This window comes from Ruegeria sp. CDSA077 (assembly GCF_059612265.1).
Window position 1 is genome coordinate 458,502 of sequence record NZ_JBXWQG010000001.1, and the last position, 17,357, is coordinate 475,858.

Here is a 17,357-nt window from a genome sequence, read left to right on the forward strand (position 1 = left end):
GAGAGGGTGGGGGGCTGTCTGCCCCCCACACCCCCGAAGATATTTTTAGCCAGTTGAAGTTCGGATCAGCGTTGATCGAGGCCGGTTAGAGCAGCGGCGAATTCTTCGGGATCGAAAGGGGCGAGATCGTCGATCTGTTCTCCGACGCCGATTGCGTGAATGGGCAGGCCGAACTTGTCGGCCAGTGCCACCAGCACGCCGCCTTTTGCAGTGCCGTCCAGCTTGGTCATCACCAGGCCGGAGACATCGGCCAGTTTCTGAAAGGTATCGACCTGACTGAGTGCATTCTGACCGGTGGTGGCGTCCAGAACCAAAAGGGTATTGTGCGGTGCGGTTTCGTCGACTTTGCGGATCACCCGGACGATCTTGGCTAATTCCTCCATCAGGTCGGCACGATTCTGCAGACGACCGGCGGTGTCGATCATCAACAGATCGGCGCCATCCTCTTGTGCGCGCGTCAACGCATCGAAGGCCAGGGAGGCGGGGTCCGAGCCTTCGGGGGCTGTCAGGACCGGAACGCCTGCGCGGTCGCCCCAGACCTGCAGCTGTTCAACGGCGGCTGCGCGGAAGGTGTCTCCAGCTGCGATCACTACGTTCTTGCCGGCCGCCCTGAACTGGCTTGCTAGTTTGCCGATCGTGGTGGTCTTGCCCGATCCGTTGACGCCAACGACCAGTACCACCTGTGGGCGTTTGGAATAGAGCGGCATGGGCTTTGCAACGGGTTCCATAACCCGGGCGACTTCCTGCGCCAGAAGCTGCTTGATCTCTTGTGTCGAAAGTTTGCGGCCATAACGGCCCTCGGCCATATTGGCGGTGACGCGCAGCGCTGTGTCCACACCCATGTCGGATGCAATCAACAGCTCTTCAAGCTGTTCCAGCATGTCGTCATCCAGCGTGCGGCGAACTGTTGTCTCGGTCTCGGCGCGCCCGAAAAGCCGCCCGAGCATGGATTTGGACGGAGCAGACTCGGCTGTAATGGCCACCGGTTTGGCAACTGCCTGTTCCGGTGCCATGTCCGGTTGCGCGACTTCGGGTTCCGGTTCGGAATGCGGCGCTGGCGGGATTGGATCCGGTGCAGTTGTTTCCTCGCCCCCATCTTCAACGATGGCATCCAACCCTTGTTCAAGGCGGGATGAGGATTTGAACAGCTTGTCCTTGAGCTTTGAGAATAGCGCCATTTTTGGTCTCCGCAGGTGTTCCTCTCACCTAATGCGGAATTGCAGCAGTTGCAAAGGGTCAGAGGAAGGCGATCAGAAGACCGGCTTGCGCCCCCCAATACAATACCCAAACCAGATAGGAGGTGAAACGGCGGCTGGGATGGTCCACTGGCAGAAGAAACTTCTCAGTCGCCAGGATCAGGTCGGACGCGATAAAGGACAAAGCCGCAGGTAAAGCCCAACGCAGCGCGCCTGTCTCGGGCAGGGCCAGGACCGTGATACCCATGCCCAGAATGATCGGAATATACCCGAGAACGGGCCATTTCAGGTCTCCGGCACGCGGCGGTAATAGGGTGACAACGACAATACCGAGGAGGATCAAAGACCAGAAATATCCGGGCTTCTCCAGAATAAGCGCGGCGTCGCTGGCCGGATGGGACAGGAACAGCCCGATATAGGCCAGATGACCAGTTGCAAAGGCACCGATCCCGGCCATGAAGGTGGCATCACTTTCCCGGGACAGAAGGGCGTCCCCCAGCGCACAGAATGCCAGCGCAAGGATCAACAGAAATGGAGCGCCACTTTGGGCGGCAATGACCGCCAAAACTGCGACGGATAGGGTCTTTAGGATTGACCGAACAGCGCCAGCGCCACGCGAGGTCAATGGCAGGTAAGCCAGAGCGCAAGCTGTCGCAATCAGAAACAGGGCATTGGTCATAGAGTTATCTCCGCAGCATGTACTGAACACTTTCGCAGCGCATAACCGCAAAACTCAATCGGTGACGTGAAGGCACCCGGTTGGAATGAAAAGGGAATTGGCCTAGCGGCCTGCCATCTGACAGAATGAACCCATGCTGAAACGAATTGCGATTCTGTTGTCGATGGCTGCCCCGGCGGTTTGTGCTGACACATCTCTATCCGGCGCCGAATTTGACCGCTATACGCTGGGAAAAACCCTGTTCTATGGCTTTGAAGGCAGGATTTATGGGGTCGAGCGTTATCTGCCGGATCGCCGCGTGATTTGGTCTTTTCTGGATGGGAACTGCAAAGAAGGGCTCTGGTACGAGCAGGAAGGACAGATCTGTTTCGTCTATGAAGACCGGCATGACCCGCAATGCTGGGTATTCACCGAATCTGGCGGCGGTCTGATCGCTCAGTTCGAGGGAAATCCTGAGATGACCGAACTATATGAGAACGAAGACACAGACGCCGAGATGGTCTGTTACGGTCCCGAAGTCGGTGTCTAGCCTGTGCAGGGGTCAGAACAACGACCCCTGATCCGGCGCATCCTTTTTCGGCGGCTTTTTCGAAGTTGACGGTGACGCGGTAGACGGGCCGGTCTTCAATTCGCCATCTGCAAATTCAATGTCAAAGGATTGGTGTTTTGCCGCCTGTTTACGGGTTGTCAGTACCTGTCCTTCGGCGCGTACGACCGCATATCCACGTTGCAGCGTTGCCTTGTAGCTGAGCGTTTCCCGCAGCCGGTCTGCGGTTTCCAGGGATTGACGCATCCGGTCTAGACGCGCGGCTTGCGCTGTACTCAAGCGTTCGGCTAGGCGGTTGATGTTTTGCCGTTGGCTGTCGATTTCGCGCTGGATCGGCCGGACAGACAGGCGCGACGAAAGGCTGCGCAGTGTTTCCTGTCGGGTCCCGACCAGTGAGCGTAATGTGGACGGGCGCAGATGGGCGGACAGTTTCACAACTTGAAGGCGGCGGTTTTGTACGCCGCGCTCAAGTGCTGGTGTCAGTCGGTCCGCAATTAAATCAAGGCGTTGTCGCGGGTTGTTCAACAAGCTATCCGGGCGTGGTAATGCGCGGGATAAATCCCGCAACCGTTGCGACCGTCTTTGCACAGCGTCCGTGGCTGCACGGGACAGGCGGGCGCCCTGCTCTCCGGTCCAGGCCAAAAGTTCCATGCGGACGGGCACCGCAAGCTCGGCTGCGGCCGTGGGGGTTGGGGCCCGGCGGTCTGATACAAAATCAATCAGGGTCGTGTCGGTCTCGTGCCCAACCGCCGAGATCAGCGGGATCTCTGATGCCGCCGTAGCATGGGCCACGATCTCTTCGTTGAACCCCCAGAGATCCTCGATTGACCCGCCACCGCGGGCGACAATGATCAGGTCAGGTCGTGGCAGCGCACCGCCAGGGGTCAGTTGGTTGAAACCAGTAATCGCGTTCGCCACCTCAGGCGCGCAATTCGAACCTTGCACGGCGACAGGCCAGATCAGCACTTTGCGCGGAAACCGGTCACGCAACCGGTGCAGGATATCGCGGATCACCGCGCCCGAGGGTGAGGTCACCACGCCGATGATCTGAGGAAGATAGGGCAGAGGCTTTTTACGCTCGGGTGCGAACAGGCCCTCGGATTCCAACTGTTTCTTTCGCTTTTCAAGCAGGGCCATCAGGGCACCCTGTCCGGCCACCGAAACCTCATCCACGTTCAGATTGTATTTGGACTGCGCTCCAAAAGCGGTCAGACGGCCTGTGACGACCACTTCCAGACCTTCCTCGGGAACCACGGACAGGGCAGCAACCTGGCCTTTCCAAGTGGTGCAGGCCAGTACGTTCTTGTCGTCCTTGATGTCATAGTACAGATGACCAGATCTGGCTTTGAACACGCGACCGACTTCACCCCGAACACGGATTCGGCCGAAACTGCCTTCCAGCGTCCGCTTCACCTCGCCCGAGATGTCGGAAACAGTGTATTCAGGGGTATTTTGGCCGGGAATGGGGTCGTCAAGCAGGTCGGACATTTCAGCGCCTTGTGTCAAATGCTCGGCCAGCTTAGAACGCGCGGAAGGCGAGGCCAAGCAGATCGGAGAGCAGTCATGAACATCCTCATTCTCGGCAGTGGTGGGCGCGAACACAGCCTGGCCTGGGCGGTGATGCAAAACCCGAAATGTGACCGCCTGATCGTGGCTCCGGGCAATGCTGGGATTGCCCGGATCGCCGAATGTGCGGCACTGGACATCGAAAATGGCGGTGAGGTGGTCAGATTTGCGGATGAGAACGCGATCGACTTTGTGATCGTCGGCCCCGAGGCGCCATTGGCTGCGGGGGTTGCGGATCGTTTGCGCGAGGCCGGTGTGCTGGTTTTTGGCCCCTCGGCCGCGGCTGCACGTCTCGAGGCGTCCAAGAGCTTTACTAAAGAGATCTGCGACGCCGCCAATGCTCCAACCGCAGGATACGCCCGGTTTATCGAGGCCGAGCCAGCCAAAGCCTATATCAAAAAGCAGGGCGCACCTATCGTCGTCAAGGCTGATGGCTTGGCCGCGGGCAAGGGTGTGATCGTTGCGATGGACGAAGCGACGGCTTTGGATGCGATCGATGACATGTTTGGCGGAGCCTTTGGTGGTGCCGGTGCCGAAGTTGTGGTCGAAGAGTTCATGGAAGGTGAAGAGGCATCTCTGTTCGTGCTGTGCGACGGGGAAAGCATCCTGTCCATTGGCACGGCGCAAGACCATAAACGGGTAGGCGAGGGCGATACCGGTCTGAACACCGGCGGCATGGGCGCGTATTCTCCGGCTCCTGTGTTAAGCGCTGTAATCGAAGAGCGCGCGATGAACGAGATTGTGCGCCCCACCATGGCAGAGATGAAGCGGCGCAGAACGCCGTTTCAGGGCGTTCTTTATGTTGGTTTGATGATCAAGGACGGCCAGCCACGGTTGGTTGAATATAACGTGCGTTTCGGCGACCCGGAATGTCAGGTGCTGATGATGCGCCTGGGCGCGCAGGCGATGGACTTGATGCACGCCGCAGCAGAAGGCCGGTTGGCCGAGGCGCGTGTAAACTGGGCGGATGATCACGCCTTGACGGTAGTCATGGCCGCAAATGGTTATCCGGGCTCTTACCAAAAAGGCAGCGTGATCAAAGGGCTGGATGACGTATCTGAAGATAGCGGCAATATGGTGTTTCACGCAGGAACCAAAGAATCCGACGGTCAGATCGTCTCTAGTGGTGGCCGGGTATTGAATGTCACCGCACGCGGCCAGAACCTGCAGGAAGCGCGTGACCGCGCCTATGAGCTGATCGACGGGATCAACTGGCCAGAGGGGTTCTTTCGCCGGGATATCGGATGGCGGGCGCTGTAATCGCGACGGCTCCCGCGCCCAGCCACTGCATCAGAGATGCAGCGCCAATGGACTTGGGCCGGGCAGCCCTCTGACGCGGGCTGCAGTCAGGGCGAGGGTACGCAGTTAAGCGCAGAGGTCATTGCTTTCGGGCTAAAGGGGGCGACCAGATGCTGCACCCAGCCATTGTCAAAGCGGATGCTGACAATTTCGCGCCAGTCCGCAGACGCGACAACCAGTTCCGGGCCATTGCCACAGTCGCGCAGACCCCCTGTGATGAAATCTTCACCGATCCGATGATTTGTCAGCCTTGGTAGAGCGGCAATCTGGATTAATTCGCCGTCGACAAAGCGCCAAATGCGCAATGTCTTGGCCAGATGAGGGCGGTCGACATAGGCGATCTCGATATTGCCATCCCCATCCAGATCCGCCGCCCCGACCGGAGCAAGCCATCGAAAGCGGGTACCGATATGTGGAGTTGCGGCGATTTTGTCCCCTCTGGCATCATAGATGGCCAACTGAGCGCCCGCTTGGTCCTGAGATTCAACGACAATGGCCTCGGGGGTCCCGTCCTGATCCACGTCCACAAGCCGTGGAGCGAGATCTTCAAATACGCGATCAGATGGAAGACGGATGGTCACGTTTCCGCTTTGGGTAGTCAGCTCCAACGCGCCATATTCGATGTTATCACCCAGAACTCCGTGGGCGTAACGTGTTGTCGGCTCGGTGAAACGAGCGGCTGAGACGGTCTCTGCCAGTGCCAACGGGGCATGGCCCGTCAGCCAGAAGCACAACGTCAGCGCTGCGCCGCAGGCCTGACCCTGCCAAGTTCGGTAGGGTAGGCGCGGCGCTTTGCAGGGCATCAGATCTGTTTTTCCGGCATCTGAACGATCAGGCCATCCATCTCGTCTGTGACTTTGATCTGGCAGGTCAGGCGCGAACGGGCAGGGTCGGGCTCATAGGCAAAGTCCAACATGTCTTCTTCCATGTCATCCTTGCCGGGAATTTTCTCAACCCAGTCGGGGTGGATATAGACATGGCAGGTCGAACAGGCACAGGCGCCGCCGCAATCCGCTTCGATGCCGGGAATGTTGTTGTCACGGGCTCCTTCCATGACGGTTAGTCCGTTGGCGACCTCGACAGTGTGCTCGGTACCGCCATGCTCGACATAAGTGATCTTTGCCATTGCGTGCGTCTTCCTCTTGCGATGTTAGATCCTTCCTTAGTCAAGGCATTTAGGTGTTTCCAGCCTCATTTGCGACTCGATGTGCCGCGTCTGGGAATTCTTGGCCTTTGTTCCCCTCCCGTTCTTCTGCTCGCTGTATTTTTACCCGCAGCTACTGACTGGAATTGGCGTAGCCTGTCAGCGGCTGCCCGCTGTGAGGTCGAGGGTCAATAATACGCCGATTGCCGAGGTCATGAGGTTTTGCTGGAAAGCGAATTGAACGCCAAGGGTTCTGCCCATGCAAATAGCCGAGACCATCGGCGCTGGGGTAAGGGTGGGATGCCACTGCGCAGGACGGCCAGGCTCAGGGCGTTTGGGCTACGTAACAATGCCTGATAAACTTGCAACGCACCGGGGCGTGTGTAGCTGGACCAATGGCTGAACCTGCGTCTGGAGGCATGGATCGCAAAGGCGTGATGCTCCAGATGATTCAGCGTGTCCGGGCAATCCAGTTGCAGCGTGATAGCATTCGGGGCCGTCAAGCCGCTGCCTATGCTGCGATCGCCTTGTTCAGGCGGAGGGATCAGGCATTCGTATAGAAAATCAAACAGGTCATTTTCGCGGCTCGTAATATTAATGAATTCCGCCCGTCTACCCGCCGGAGTGGCCAGCGCTCTTAACGCGCGACTCTGATAGGCGGCTCCGGTCAACGAGATGATGCGGTTTAGGGATCCGGGTCGGATGTGATGCAGGGCTTCAAGCGCCAATTCGGTCCCCATCGAGTGGCCAATAAAGTGGATCGGACGTCGCGGGTTCAGATGGTGCAGTTCCCGGATCAATTCGGCCAGAACACGTCCGGCCTCGTGCGCCCGGCGGAGAGCACCCCAAAACGATCCCCGTGCATTCCAGCCAAAGGCAATGCCCAGCCCCTCGGTTTGCAAACCAGCGCCAAAACCAAGTTGCCGCGGCCAGCTGCAGAAAGATGTTGGCGAGGATGTCCGGGGCAGGGACAAGAAATGTTGGTGCGGGCAGGCCGTGGCCAGGCCTGGCCGGAATCTGTACCCATGTGACATGAGGATGACCGGGCCTTGGATGTGCCGGGTCTGACATAGCAGGCTGAAGGAGGACTGTGGGCTGTTGTGCAGCGTAAGCGTGTCGCCGGTCGCGTTGATCCGGATTATTGGCATTCTCACTGCCTCATACAGGATGTTGTGGCGGCAATATCCCAACAGCCTATGCCCCCTAGGTAAAGGGATTGTTACAGCTGCGCGACGTTGCGGGGGGCGGGGTTGACGATACTGCAGCCGCGGCGTAATTCAGCATCACCACGTGGCGATTTGTTACCGGATTGCGGGCCACGCTAAACAACACCGCTAAAAGGTCAGGATGAAAGACCCCTTTCGCTTGGCCGCGTCTGGGGTTTTTTGTTTACGTCCCTCAAGGGGCTGAAAGGAATGACATGAGCGAGAGCTGGAACAAGCGCACACAAGCCGTCCATGGCGGCACCCGCCGCAGCCAATACAACGAAGTGAGCGAGGCGATCTTTCTGACCCAGGGATTTGTCTATGATACGGCCGAGCAGGCCGAGGCGCGGTTCATCGAAACCGGCCCTGATGAGTTCATTTACGCTCGGTATGGTAACCCGACAGTTTCGATGTTTGAACAGCGTATCGCGGCTCTGGAAGGGGGCGAAGACGCTTTTGCCACCGCCTCTGGAATGGCTGCGGTGAATGCGGCACTGACTTCGATGTTGCAAGCCGGTGACCACGTTGTTTCTGCCAAGGCTCTGTTCGGGTCGTGCCTGTATATTCTGGAAAACGTGCTGACCCGGTTCGGGGTTGAAGTGACCTTTGTGGACGGTACCGATCTTGACGCATGGGAGGCTGCGATCCGCCCGGACACCAAAGCGGTTTTCTTCGAATCCATGTCCAACCCGACGCTTGAGGTCATCGACATCTCAGCCGTTTCCCTTCTGGCCCATGCGGTTGGTGCAACGGTCATCGTGGACAATGTGTTCTCGACCCCAGTTTTCTCGCGCGCGATCGCTCAGGGGGCTGACGTGGTTGTCTACTCGGCGACCAAGCATATTGACGGGCAGGGCCGCGCCCTGGGTGGTGTCATCATCGGCACCAAAGAGTTCATCCGTGGTACGGTCGAGCCCTATATGAAACACACCGGAGGCGCGCTTAGCCCCTTCAACGCGTGGATCATGTTGAAAGGGCTTGAGACCATGGCCTTGCGGGTCAACGCACAGGCTGAAACCGCCCAGAGGATTGCCGAGGCGCTAGAGGGCCATCCGGCGTTGGAGCGGACGCTTTTCCCCGGTCTGAAGTCTCATGCGCAGAATGATCTGATACAAACGCAGCTTGGCGGCAAAGGCGGGACAGTGCTGTCGTTGGATATCAAGGGCGGAAAAGAGGCGGCATTTTCCTTCCTTAACGCCCTGACGATTCCGGTGATTTCGAACAATCTGGGCGATGCCAAGTCGATTGCCACCCACCCGGCAACCACCACACATCAAAGATTGAGTGACGACCAAAAAGTTGAGTTGGGCATTGCTCCGGGCCTCGTCCGGTTCTCGGTAGGTCTGGAAGACGCCGATGATCTTCTTGCCGATATCAAACGCGCATTGGACGTTTCTCAGCAATAGGGGCGTCAGCCGGACTGTTAGGCATGGTTCGAAAACGGTTTGTGACTTGTGCGCATGGTGCGCCCATCACGAAGTTTCGATCCGGGCTGTGTTTCGGCGCGTATACCATTAGACTGGAAATCGCGTCGAACATATATATAGTCCGGCGACCAACCCGAGGAACCCTGATCGATGAACGTGTATCCCCGTGACATTGATGACGCCCCCAACAATGATGAGGCCGCGGCAGCGTTGAAAACCCTGCGGAAATGGGCCGAGAACGCGACCGAGGCTGAAATCGGTCAGCTTGATCCTGCTGTCGCGCGGCTTGTGCCGGGGCTCCTGCCGGTTAACTACCCATCCCTGTCGCGGCATTACCCCGAGGGGTTTGCTGTGGATGAGGCCTACCGCGCGTCGTTGCCTGACCTTCAGAATGGACCTTCCAGCCTGATCCGTGGGGCGAAGCAACAGATTCAACATGTTGGCATATCGAATTTCCGCCTGCCGATCCGGTTTCACCGCAAGCAGGGCGACGACCTGACGCTGGAGACCTCAGTGACTGGCACTGTCAGCCTTGATGCGGAAAAGAAGGGCATCAACATGTCCCGTATCATACGTTCGTTCTACAAACATGCTGAGCGCACGTTCAGCTTTGAGGTGATCGAGGCTGCGCTGAACGACTATATGACCGATCTGGACAGCTTTGACGCACGTATCCAGATGCGGTTCTCCTACCCGGACAGGACTCAAAGCCTGCGTTCGGGTCTGGAAGGCTATCAATATTACGATATCGCGCTGGAACTGGTCGAACAGAATGGCGTGCGTCAAAAGATCATGCATCTGGATTATGTGTATTCCTCGACGTGCCCATGTTCTCTGGAGCTCAGCGAGCATGCGCGGTCTACACGAGGGCAACTGGCGACGCCGCATTCGCAGCGCTCGGTTGCGCGGATATCGGTTGCGGTCGATTGCGATGCCGATTGCCTCTGGTTCGAAGATCTGATTGCGCTGTGTCGCAGGGCGGTGCCGACCGAGACGCAGGTCATGGTCAAACGTGAAGATGAGCAGGCCTTTGCCGAGCTGAACGCCGCAAACCCGATTTTTGTCGAAGACGCGGCACGCCTGTTTTGTGCCGAACTTTTGGCCGACCATCATATCGGCGATTTCCGCGTGATCGCCAGCCATCAAGAAAGCCTGCACAGCCATGATGCCGTTTCTGTTCTGACTGAGGGCCCGACCTTTGTGTCCTCTAGCCTGGATCCGAGACTGTTTACGACATTGTTTCACGTCGGATAGGCGCTAAACTTTTGTAAAACCTTGATTAAGTGCCGATGCGGTGAAATTTCGCCGCATTGCAGCGATAAATGCTGCAAGCGCGAAATCTTTGCTGTAAACTGTCCTTGAATGCAGCCATCTCGTGGTCACTGTTCTGGTGATCATTTCACTCAATCAGGAAGCCGGCACGTGCGACGCCAAGGACTGCAAGGCAACGTAATCCGCCCGTTTAGTCAGGGCGGGCAGGGTTCTTTACTCATTCGCGGGTTGCATCACTTTCACAGGAGAACAACCTCATGAACCCGTTTACCCAGCCATTTGAATTTCAGGCAGCAGCAATTCGATTTGCCGGTGAGGCAATGACCAACCATTTGAAAATCATGCAAATTCTGACCAACTCTGCGATTGAACTGCCCTTCGCCCAGGTTCAGGCCCTGCGTGTCGCCTCCGAAAAGACTGTTGCTGACGTGAAGGCACCTGAGTTCAAATCTCAGGCGATGCCTGTGGTCAATGCTGATCCGCAACCTGCGGCAAAGGTCAAAGTGGCCGTCCAGAAGAAGGCAGAAGTCAAGGCAAAGGCCGAATCGCCCAAGCCCGCCCTGGCGAAACCTGTGACAAAAGCCAGAGCGTCGGGGGGTGCGAAAAAGGCACAGACCAAATCCGCGGCAAGACCTGCAGTGGCAAAAGCCGCAGCCCCAAAAGTCGCAGCTAGGCCCGCTGCCCCCAAAGCCGCTACGGCAAAGCCTGCTGTTACCAAAACCGTAACTGCCAAATCTGAAACGCCCAAAGTAGAAGCCGCTAAACCTGCTGCAGTTAGGCCTGCAGTGGAAAAATCTGCTGCTCCCGCCGCTGCGATCGACGCTGCTGTTGCAAAAACCGCAGCTGTTAAACCCGTAGCGTCCAAGGTGAAGGCAGATCGGGTCGCAACCGCCAAACCTGCACCCGCAAATCCGGCCGCGTCGAAGACTCAGGCGGGACAGGCGGCAGCTGCACGCCGGTCACGCGCGCCTTCGAAACCGCCCGTGATGCCCGTCTCGAGCAGCAAAACCGAAAAGTAATCGGGACATCCGCTTGACACAGTCGTGCAGGCGCGCCAACGCTGCGCCTCATGACGGACATGCGCCCGGTAGGATATGTGATTGGCCTGTTGGTCGCCATTCTTGGGGCGACCATGATGTTGCCCATGCTTGCGGACCTTATCGAGGGCCGCGGCGAATGGCATGTTTTCCTTGAAAGCAGCGTTATTACCATTCTGACCGGCGCTGTCCTTTCTATGAGCTGCTCAAATGGCGTTGGCGAAGGGTTGACGATCCGCCAGACCTTTCTGCTCACGACCGGCGTTTGGGTGGCTTTGCCTTTATTTGGGGCAATTCCTTTCCTGTTCGGGGAAACCGAGTTGCGCTTTGTAGATGCCTATTTCGAGGCCATGTCTGGCCTTACGACCACGGGATCGACCGTGATTTCCGGGCTCGATGGGCTGCCGCAGGGCTTGCTTTTGTGGCGCGGTGTGCTGCAATGGCTGGGCGGTATCGGGATCATCGTTGTTGCAATGGTTTTTCTGCCCGAGCTTCGGGTCGGAGGAATGCAGATCTTCCGTTCGGAAGGTTTCGAAACCATGGGTAAGATCCTGCCGCGGGCGCAAGAAATCGCAGGCCAGATTTCCCTGATCTACGTGTTCCTGACCGTGGTCTGCGCGCTTGTTTACACCGGTCTTGGCATGAGCTTTTTTGACGCCGTGGTTCATTCTATGACCACAATCTCGACCGGTGGGTTTTCAAACTATGATGCATCGTTCGGTACCTTCTCGGGTCCGGCGGAATATGCGGCGTCGATTTTCATGATCCTCGCTGCCCTGCCATTTGTGCGTTATGTTCAGTTTGCCAATGGCAGCACCGGCTCCCTGTTCCGCGACAGTCAGATTCGGGCGTTTTTGGCCACGATCGTGGTTCTTGTAGCCGTCATGGCGGTGTTTTTGACCTCTGTCTTTCCGCATCACTGGGAACAGGCGGTGCGGGAATCGCTGTTCAACATCACATCGATCATTTCAGGTACCGGATATGCCAGCGTCGATTATATGGGTTGGGGCAGTTTTCCGATCATGGTGTTCTTCCTGATTGGCCTGATCGGAGGGTGTGCAGGATCAACTGCCTGTTCGATCAAGATTTTCCGCTATCAACTGCTGTTTGCATCCATCAAAACTCAAATCCGGCGTATCCGTTCACCGCATGGGGTGTTCATGCCTCTCTATGATGGGCGTCCCATCGGAACGGATGTCCTGACTTCGGTCATGAGCTTTTTTATGTTCTTCGTATTGTCTTTGGGCTTCCTGGCATGGGCGCTGGCGCTGACCGGGCTGGATTTCATTACCTCTGTATCGGGTGCAGCAACAGCGTTGGCCAATGTTGGTCCCGGCCTTGGGGATCAGATCGGACCAGCGGGTAATTTCAGCGGGCTCAGCGATACAGCCAAATGGCTACTATCTGCGGGGATGCTGGTCGGTCGGCTTGAACTGCTCGCGGTCTATGCGCTGTTCACAGTCCATTTCTGGAGAAGTTGATGAAAAGACCACTTGGCGCTCAAATTTCGCACATGCTCCGGGATCGGGGTGTTGATGTGATTTTTGGTATCCCCGGCGTCCATAATCAAGAGATGTATCGCGGGATCGAAGAAGCAGGCATCACCCATGTTCTTGCGCGGCACGAGCAGGGGGCCGGTTTCATGGCGGACGGATATGCGCGTGCAAGCGGCAATCCTGGCGTGGCCTATGTGATCACTGGGCCTGGCCTGTGCAACATCATGACACCCATGGGGCAGGGGTATTCGGATTCGGTGCCAATGCTGGTGCTGTCCTCCTGCCTTGATGATGATCAGGCGCTGCAGGGACAGCTTCATCAGATGAAGGATCAACGTGCCGCCGGAGAAACGGTCGCGGACTGGTCGTTGCAGGCTAGTACAGCTTCGGCCGCCTATGGCCTGGTTGAACGTGCTTTCGAAGAGTTTGCGCTGAGCCGCCCCAGACCCAAGCACATACAGGTGCCGATTTCGCAGCTTAAGGCACAGGCTGACCCGGCCCCATTCCCGAACCAGCCGGGTTTGCGGACAAAGGCTCTGCCGCCGGACGTCGCGCCGGTCTTGTCGATGCTGAACATTGCGCGCAGGCCGCTGTTCATTCTGGGAGGCGGTGCAAGATCAAACCTGTGGCGGCAGATTCTGACACAGATCGGAGCGGCCTGTTTCACCACCTATGCGGGGCGTGGAATGGTGGGGTTGGATTATGCGTTGGATTTTGGCGCTGCCTTGTCTCGCCCCGAAAGCGCCCAGATCATCGCCTCCGCCGATCTTGTGGTGGTCGTCGGAGCCGAGCTGGGTGAGGTCGATCTGTGGCGCGATGCGCTGGGGCATACGGCCAATATGATCCGCATTGATCTGGACCCTCAGGTCCTGTCGGACCATCATCGGGCATCGGTCAAGTTGCAGGCGGATGGCGAAAGCTTTGCCCAAGCGATGTGGGCGTCTATCGACCATGTCAAACCGGCAAATGGCTGGTCCTCGGATGAGGTCTCCGAAGCCCGCAGTAAATGGCGCGCGGAGATTGACGCAGAACGGCCCGGAATTGTCCCGGTGTTGGATGCCTTGCGTAAGGCAATGCCAGCGGATGTGATGGTGTATTCGGACATGACCCAGTTCGCCTATGTTGCCAAGGGGGTGTGGGAAATGCCTTTCCCCTATCATTGGCACCACCCGAACGGCTTTGGCACGCTGGGCTATGCGTTGCCGGCTGGAATAGGTGGCGCTATCGCGCGGCCGGGCAGGCCGACTGCTGTGATTGCTGGGGATTATGGCTTTCACTACACGATGATGGAATTGGGCGTGGCGGTAGAGCTGGGTTTGCCCCTGCCGATCATTCTTTGGGACAATGGCAAGCTGAAAGAGATCGAAGACAGCATGGTGGGCAGTCAGATCGCCCCGAATGCTGTCGTTGCGCGTAACCCTGACTTTTGCAAACTGGCCGAGGCATTCGGCGCCTTGTCTGCCGCGCCCTCAACACTGGAAGACATGCAGTCTGCGGTGCGAAAAGCGTTTACCGCTAAGGGGCCGACATTGATCCGGATCACTCCGGACATATGGCGCGCAGAATAAAAAACGCCGCCCGGATGGGCGGCGTTAATGCGCGATTTTACGAACTCAATCCCAGCATTGTACCAGAACAGTCATCCCATTTGCCCGGCGGCTAAGCTCATTGGGTGAGACCTGCGTGGCGGTGGTGGCGCTGGATTGACCTGCCAGCCCAGCCTTGCTCAGCGCCTTGTTCAGGCTCTCTGTATTGGCAGACAGGCTGACCGAGGCGGGCAGGGTCCGCCCATCCGTCGGGGTCGGCAAAAGCATCCCGACCACCTGACCGTTGCCGTCAAACACGGGGCCTCCTGCATCGCCGGGTTGGGTGGCCAGCGCCAGACGCTTCACGCCATCCTCACCGTTCAGGCCGCGCAGGTCGGCGATCTGCCCATATGACAGCGTCGGACCGCCCAAAACGCCCTGATACGAGAATCCGGAGACCGCAACCTCGGACTGAATCCGCGGCTTGGTGCTGCTGAACTCGGCCACGCTGATCGGGGAAAGGTCGCGGCTTGGCCGCAGAACGGCGATGCCGAGATTGGGATCGGTCGAGGCGACCTCAAGCTCGTGCGCGCCGTCCAGCGTGATCCGCGAGCAGCTATCTGCCGCCTCGGTCACGGTCAGGACGGTGCCTTTGGCATCCGCAAAGAACCCCGAGCGTGACAGGCGCGGTTTGCGAACCTGCAGGCCGGATACAAGATCAATGCTTTGCGCAGCGTCCGATCCGGCGGCGGCGTCAAGAACCGCATCAGTGGTGCTAAAGCCCGCTTTCATGGCGGCAAGAACGCGGGTACGGCGCGCCTCGTCCCCTTCGGGCCAGACCAGGGTAAAACCTTTGATCTGACCATCTTTCAGCTTGGCCTCGGTATAGGATACAATGTCATTGCCGCGACCTTCCAGCGTAAAGCTGTCACCGCGCAGCTGGCGAGGGCCTTCAAGCGGAACGATTTCCAGCGACTGCATGACTTCAAAAAGGGCCCGCAGGGTTGCTTTGGTGCCATCCTGACTGATCAGCAGGGCCTGAGCATTCAGGTCGGTCGAGCCGTTGAAATGTACGAAGGGAGCCTCGTAACGGTCGAATGCAACAACACCCAGCGGCATGGCCATCTCGATACCTGCCTGTGGGTCTGTGTAGAGCTGCATTCCCGCGCTGATTAATGGCGCGTTATAGTCATCCATCAAGGCCTTGCGCTGTGCCGTGGTCAAAACCCCGGTCGCCTCGTATCCGTTGAAACTTTGCCAGTCGCCCATCGAGCGGCGTGTCCCCTGACCAAAGGCACCGTCAATCGTCGAATTGTAGAAACCGGCTGCCTGAAGTGCGGTTTGAAGGCCCATACGCTCCTGCGCGCTCAGCAATCGTTCGCTTTGCAGCGCCTGTGATCTGGTTTCATCGGCAATTTGCGGGGTTGCCTCGGCCACTGGTTGTTCCGGTTCAGATGCGACCGGCGCTGTCACAGCGGCCTGGTCCTGAGTATTCGCACTGACCGGCCAGAACTGCTGCCCCAGTGTGTTCGAGAAGGCGATAAAGCTGTCGGCTGGAATTTGCCCCTCTGCGCGGTACACCCGCAGAACTTGCTCGGCATCGCCGCGCAGATACGGGCCGATCACAATGGCATACCAGCCCGAATTCAGGCGAAATCCATTTACGTCTGGCAACGCGCCAGAATAGGTTTGTGCGCGTTCCTGGGCTTCACGCAGCGAAGGCTGCGCCTCGACCTGGACCCAAACACCTCCGTCTTGCTGCGCAAATGATGCCCGCACGCCGAAAAGGAAAAGAACTGAAATTACCGTTAATATGCGTCTCATTGTGTGCCTGTGTCCGCGGTGTTTTTCTGCGATGAAGAGTACGCGATATGCGGGTTGAAACACCATGCCTGGAATACGGGGAATTTCCAGTTTGGCCGCTCAGTGGCTTCCCGGGCACACTGTCCCGTTGACGCCCCTTGGCCCCTTGCATAGGAAGGGCAAAACCCACCGGAACAGGGCGCAATGGCGTCCAAAGGGAATGTGATGACCGTTAAGTCCAACGCACCTCGCTCTTTTCAGGAGATCATCCTGCGCCTTCAGACCTATTGGGCGTCAAAAGGCTGCGCCATTCTGCAGCCCTATGACATGGAGGTCGGGGCAGGGACATTCCATCCAGCGACTACTTTGCGCGCTTTGGGGTCCAAGTCCTGGGCCGCAGCTTATGTGCAGCCCTCGCGCCGCCCAACAGATGGGCGTTATGGCGAGAACCCCAATCGCTTGCAGCACTATTACCAGTATCAGGTGTTGATCAAGCCTAGCCCGCCGGACCTGCAGGCGTTGTATCTGGGCAGCCTTGAGGCAATCGGCATCGACATGGACCTGCATGACATCCGGTTTGTCGAGGATGACTGGGAAAGCCCAACCCTGGGCGCCTGGGGCCTGGGCTGGGAGGTCTGGTGCGACGGCATGGAAGTCAGCCAGTTCACCTATTTCCAACAGGTCGGAGGCCATGACTGCGCGCCGGTTTCAGGTGAATTGACTTATGGGTTGGAGCGGCTGGCGATGTATGTGCTGGGTGTTGATCACGTGATGGACATGCCCTTCAACGATCCGCGGTCACCCAGCCCGCTGACCTATGGTGACATATTCAAGCAGACCGAAGAAGAATATGCCCGCTGGAACTTTGACGTGGCCAACACCGAAGTCCTACTGCGCCATTTCGAAGAGGCCGAGTCCGAATGCGCCAATATTCTGGCTCAAGAGCATGACGATCCAAAAACCGGTAAGCGTATCGTAATGGCGCACCCGGCCTATGATCAGTGCATCAAGGCATCACATATCTTTAACCTGTTGGATGCGCGTGGCGTGATCTCGGTGACGGAACGGCAGGCCTATATTGGGCGCGTGCGGACCTTGGCAAAGCAATGCGCCGACGCCTTCGTTCAGACCGATGCCGCCGGGTACGAGGTCTGATGCGT

Annotated in this window: 15 protein-coding genes and 1 riboswitch; of the genes, 8 read left to right on the top strand and 7 right to left on the bottom strand. The window is 57.9% G+C overall.

All coding sequences use genetic code 11. The features are described from left to right. Nucleotides 1–65 precede the first annotated feature (65 nt). Entirely contained in the window at nucleotides 66–1,178 is a 1,113-nt protein-coding gene (gene ftsY / locus AC2FLE_RS02380) for a signal recognition particle-docking protein FtsY (protein WP_496695013.1), read from the bottom strand. 58 nt (nucleotides 1,179–1,236) lie between these two features. After that, complete coding sequence (locus tag AC2FLE_RS02385) at nucleotides 1,237–1,875, bottom strand: lysoplasmalogenase family protein (RefSeq protein WP_281972305.1); 639 nt, start codon at nucleotides 1,873–1,875, stop codon at nucleotides 1,237–1,239. 133 nt (nucleotides 1,876–2,008) lie between these two features. Between AC2FLE_RS02385 and AC2FLE_RS02390 the strand changes: the two genes are divergently transcribed. Next, on the top strand, nucleotides 2,009–2,404 hold the full coding sequence (locus AC2FLE_RS02390; RefSeq protein WP_185956619.1) for a hypothetical protein: 396 nt from the start codon (nucleotides 2,009–2,011) through the stop codon (nucleotides 2,402–2,404). A gap of 12 nt (nucleotides 2,405–2,416) precedes the next feature. On the opposite strand, the gene xseA is transcribed toward AC2FLE_RS02390, so the two are convergent. Further along, nucleotides 2,417–3,910, bottom strand: a complete 1,494-nt coding sequence (xseA, locus tag AC2FLE_RS02395; RefSeq protein WP_496695015.1) for an exodeoxyribonuclease VII large subunit — start codon at nucleotides 3,908–3,910, stop codon at nucleotides 2,417–2,419. 75 nt (nucleotides 3,911–3,985) lie between these two features. On the opposite strand from xseA, the gene purD reads away from it, so the two are divergent. Beyond that, nucleotides 3,986–5,248 (top strand): phosphoribosylamine--glycine ligase, encoded by a 1,263-nt coding sequence (purD, locus tag AC2FLE_RS02400; protein WP_496695017.1) that lies wholly within the window; start codon nucleotides 3,986–3,988, stop codon nucleotides 5,246–5,248. 86 nt (nucleotides 5,249–5,334) lie between these two features. Here purD and AC2FLE_RS02405 read toward each other — a convergent pair whose 3' ends face one another. The 3 genes from AC2FLE_RS02405 to AC2FLE_RS02415 all read right to left on the bottom strand — a co-directional run bounded on the left by AC2FLE_RS02405 (nucleotide 5,335) and on the right by AC2FLE_RS02415 (nucleotide 7,579). After that, entirely contained in the window at nucleotides 5,335–6,090 is a 756-nt protein-coding gene (locus AC2FLE_RS02405; RefSeq protein ID WP_496695019.1) for an FG-GAP repeat domain-containing protein, read from the bottom strand. Beyond that, nucleotides 6,090–6,413: a 2Fe-2S iron-sulfur cluster-binding protein gene (locus AC2FLE_RS02410; protein WP_142634548.1), complete on the bottom strand. Its 324-nt coding sequence runs from the start codon at nucleotides 6,411–6,413 to the stop codon at nucleotides 6,090–6,092. Before AC2FLE_RS02410 ends, AC2FLE_RS02405 begins: the two co-directional genes overlap by 1 nt. Nucleotides 6,414–6,643: 230 nt before the next feature. Next, a complete protein-coding gene (locus AC2FLE_RS02415) occupies nucleotides 6,644–7,579 on the bottom strand; it encodes an alpha/beta hydrolase (protein WP_496695021.1) in 936 nt (311 codons plus the stop codon). 132 nt (nucleotides 7,580–7,711) lie between these two features. Then, a riboswitch (SAM riboswitch) is annotated at nucleotides 7,712–7,789 on the top strand. Between the two features lie 62 nt (nucleotides 7,790–7,851). On the opposite strand from AC2FLE_RS02415, the gene metZ reads away from it, so the two are divergent. The 5 genes from metZ to AC2FLE_RS02440 all read left to right on the top strand — a co-directional run bounded on the left by metZ (nucleotide 7,852) and on the right by AC2FLE_RS02440 (nucleotide 14,436). Continuing rightward, nucleotides 7,852–9,042 carry an O-succinylhomoserine sulfhydrylase gene (metZ, locus tag AC2FLE_RS02420; RefSeq protein ID WP_496695023.1) on the top strand — a complete coding sequence of 397 codons (1,191 nt, stop codon included), beginning with the start codon at nucleotides 7,852–7,854 and terminating at the stop codon, nucleotides 9,040–9,042. A gap of 171 nt (nucleotides 9,043–9,213) precedes the next feature. Next, nucleotides 9,214–10,317, top strand: a complete 1,104-nt coding sequence (gene folE2, locus AC2FLE_RS02425; protein WP_496695025.1) for a GTP cyclohydrolase FolE2 — start codon at nucleotides 9,214–9,216, stop codon at nucleotides 10,315–10,317. A gap of 275 nt (nucleotides 10,318–10,592) precedes the next feature. Further along, complete coding sequence (locus AC2FLE_RS02430) at nucleotides 10,593–11,354, top strand: hypothetical protein (RefSeq protein ID WP_496695027.1); 762 nt, start codon at nucleotides 10,593–10,595, stop codon at nucleotides 11,352–11,354. A 50-nt stretch (nucleotides 11,355–11,404) separates the two neighbouring features. Continuing rightward, on the top strand, nucleotides 11,405–12,853 hold the full coding sequence (locus AC2FLE_RS02435) for a TrkH family potassium uptake protein (RefSeq protein WP_496678166.1): 1,449 nt from the start codon (nucleotides 11,405–11,407) through the stop codon (nucleotides 12,851–12,853). Beyond that, the gene (locus tag AC2FLE_RS02440; RefSeq protein WP_496695029.1) at nucleotides 12,853–14,436 is read left to right on the top strand and encodes a thiamine pyrophosphate-binding protein; all 1,584 of its coding nucleotides are present in this window, start codon (nucleotides 12,853–12,855) and stop codon (nucleotides 14,434–14,436) included. Before AC2FLE_RS02435 ends, AC2FLE_RS02440 begins: the two co-directional genes overlap by 1 nt. A gap of 45 nt (nucleotides 14,437–14,481) precedes the next feature. On the opposite strand, the gene AC2FLE_RS02445 is transcribed toward AC2FLE_RS02440, so the two are convergent. After that, nucleotides 14,482–16,218: a serine protease gene (locus AC2FLE_RS02445; RefSeq protein WP_496695031.1), complete on the bottom strand. Its 1,737-nt coding sequence runs from the start codon at nucleotides 16,216–16,218 to the stop codon at nucleotides 14,482–14,484. Nucleotides 16,219–16,422: 204 nt separating this feature from the next. Here AC2FLE_RS02445 and AC2FLE_RS02450 point away from each other — a divergent pair, with 204 nt between their 5' ends. Then, complete coding sequence (locus AC2FLE_RS02450) at nucleotides 16,423–17,352, top strand: glycine--tRNA ligase subunit alpha (protein ID WP_496695033.1); 930 nt, start codon at nucleotides 16,423–16,425, stop codon at nucleotides 17,350–17,352. Nucleotides 17,353–17,357: the final 5 nt, after the last annotated feature.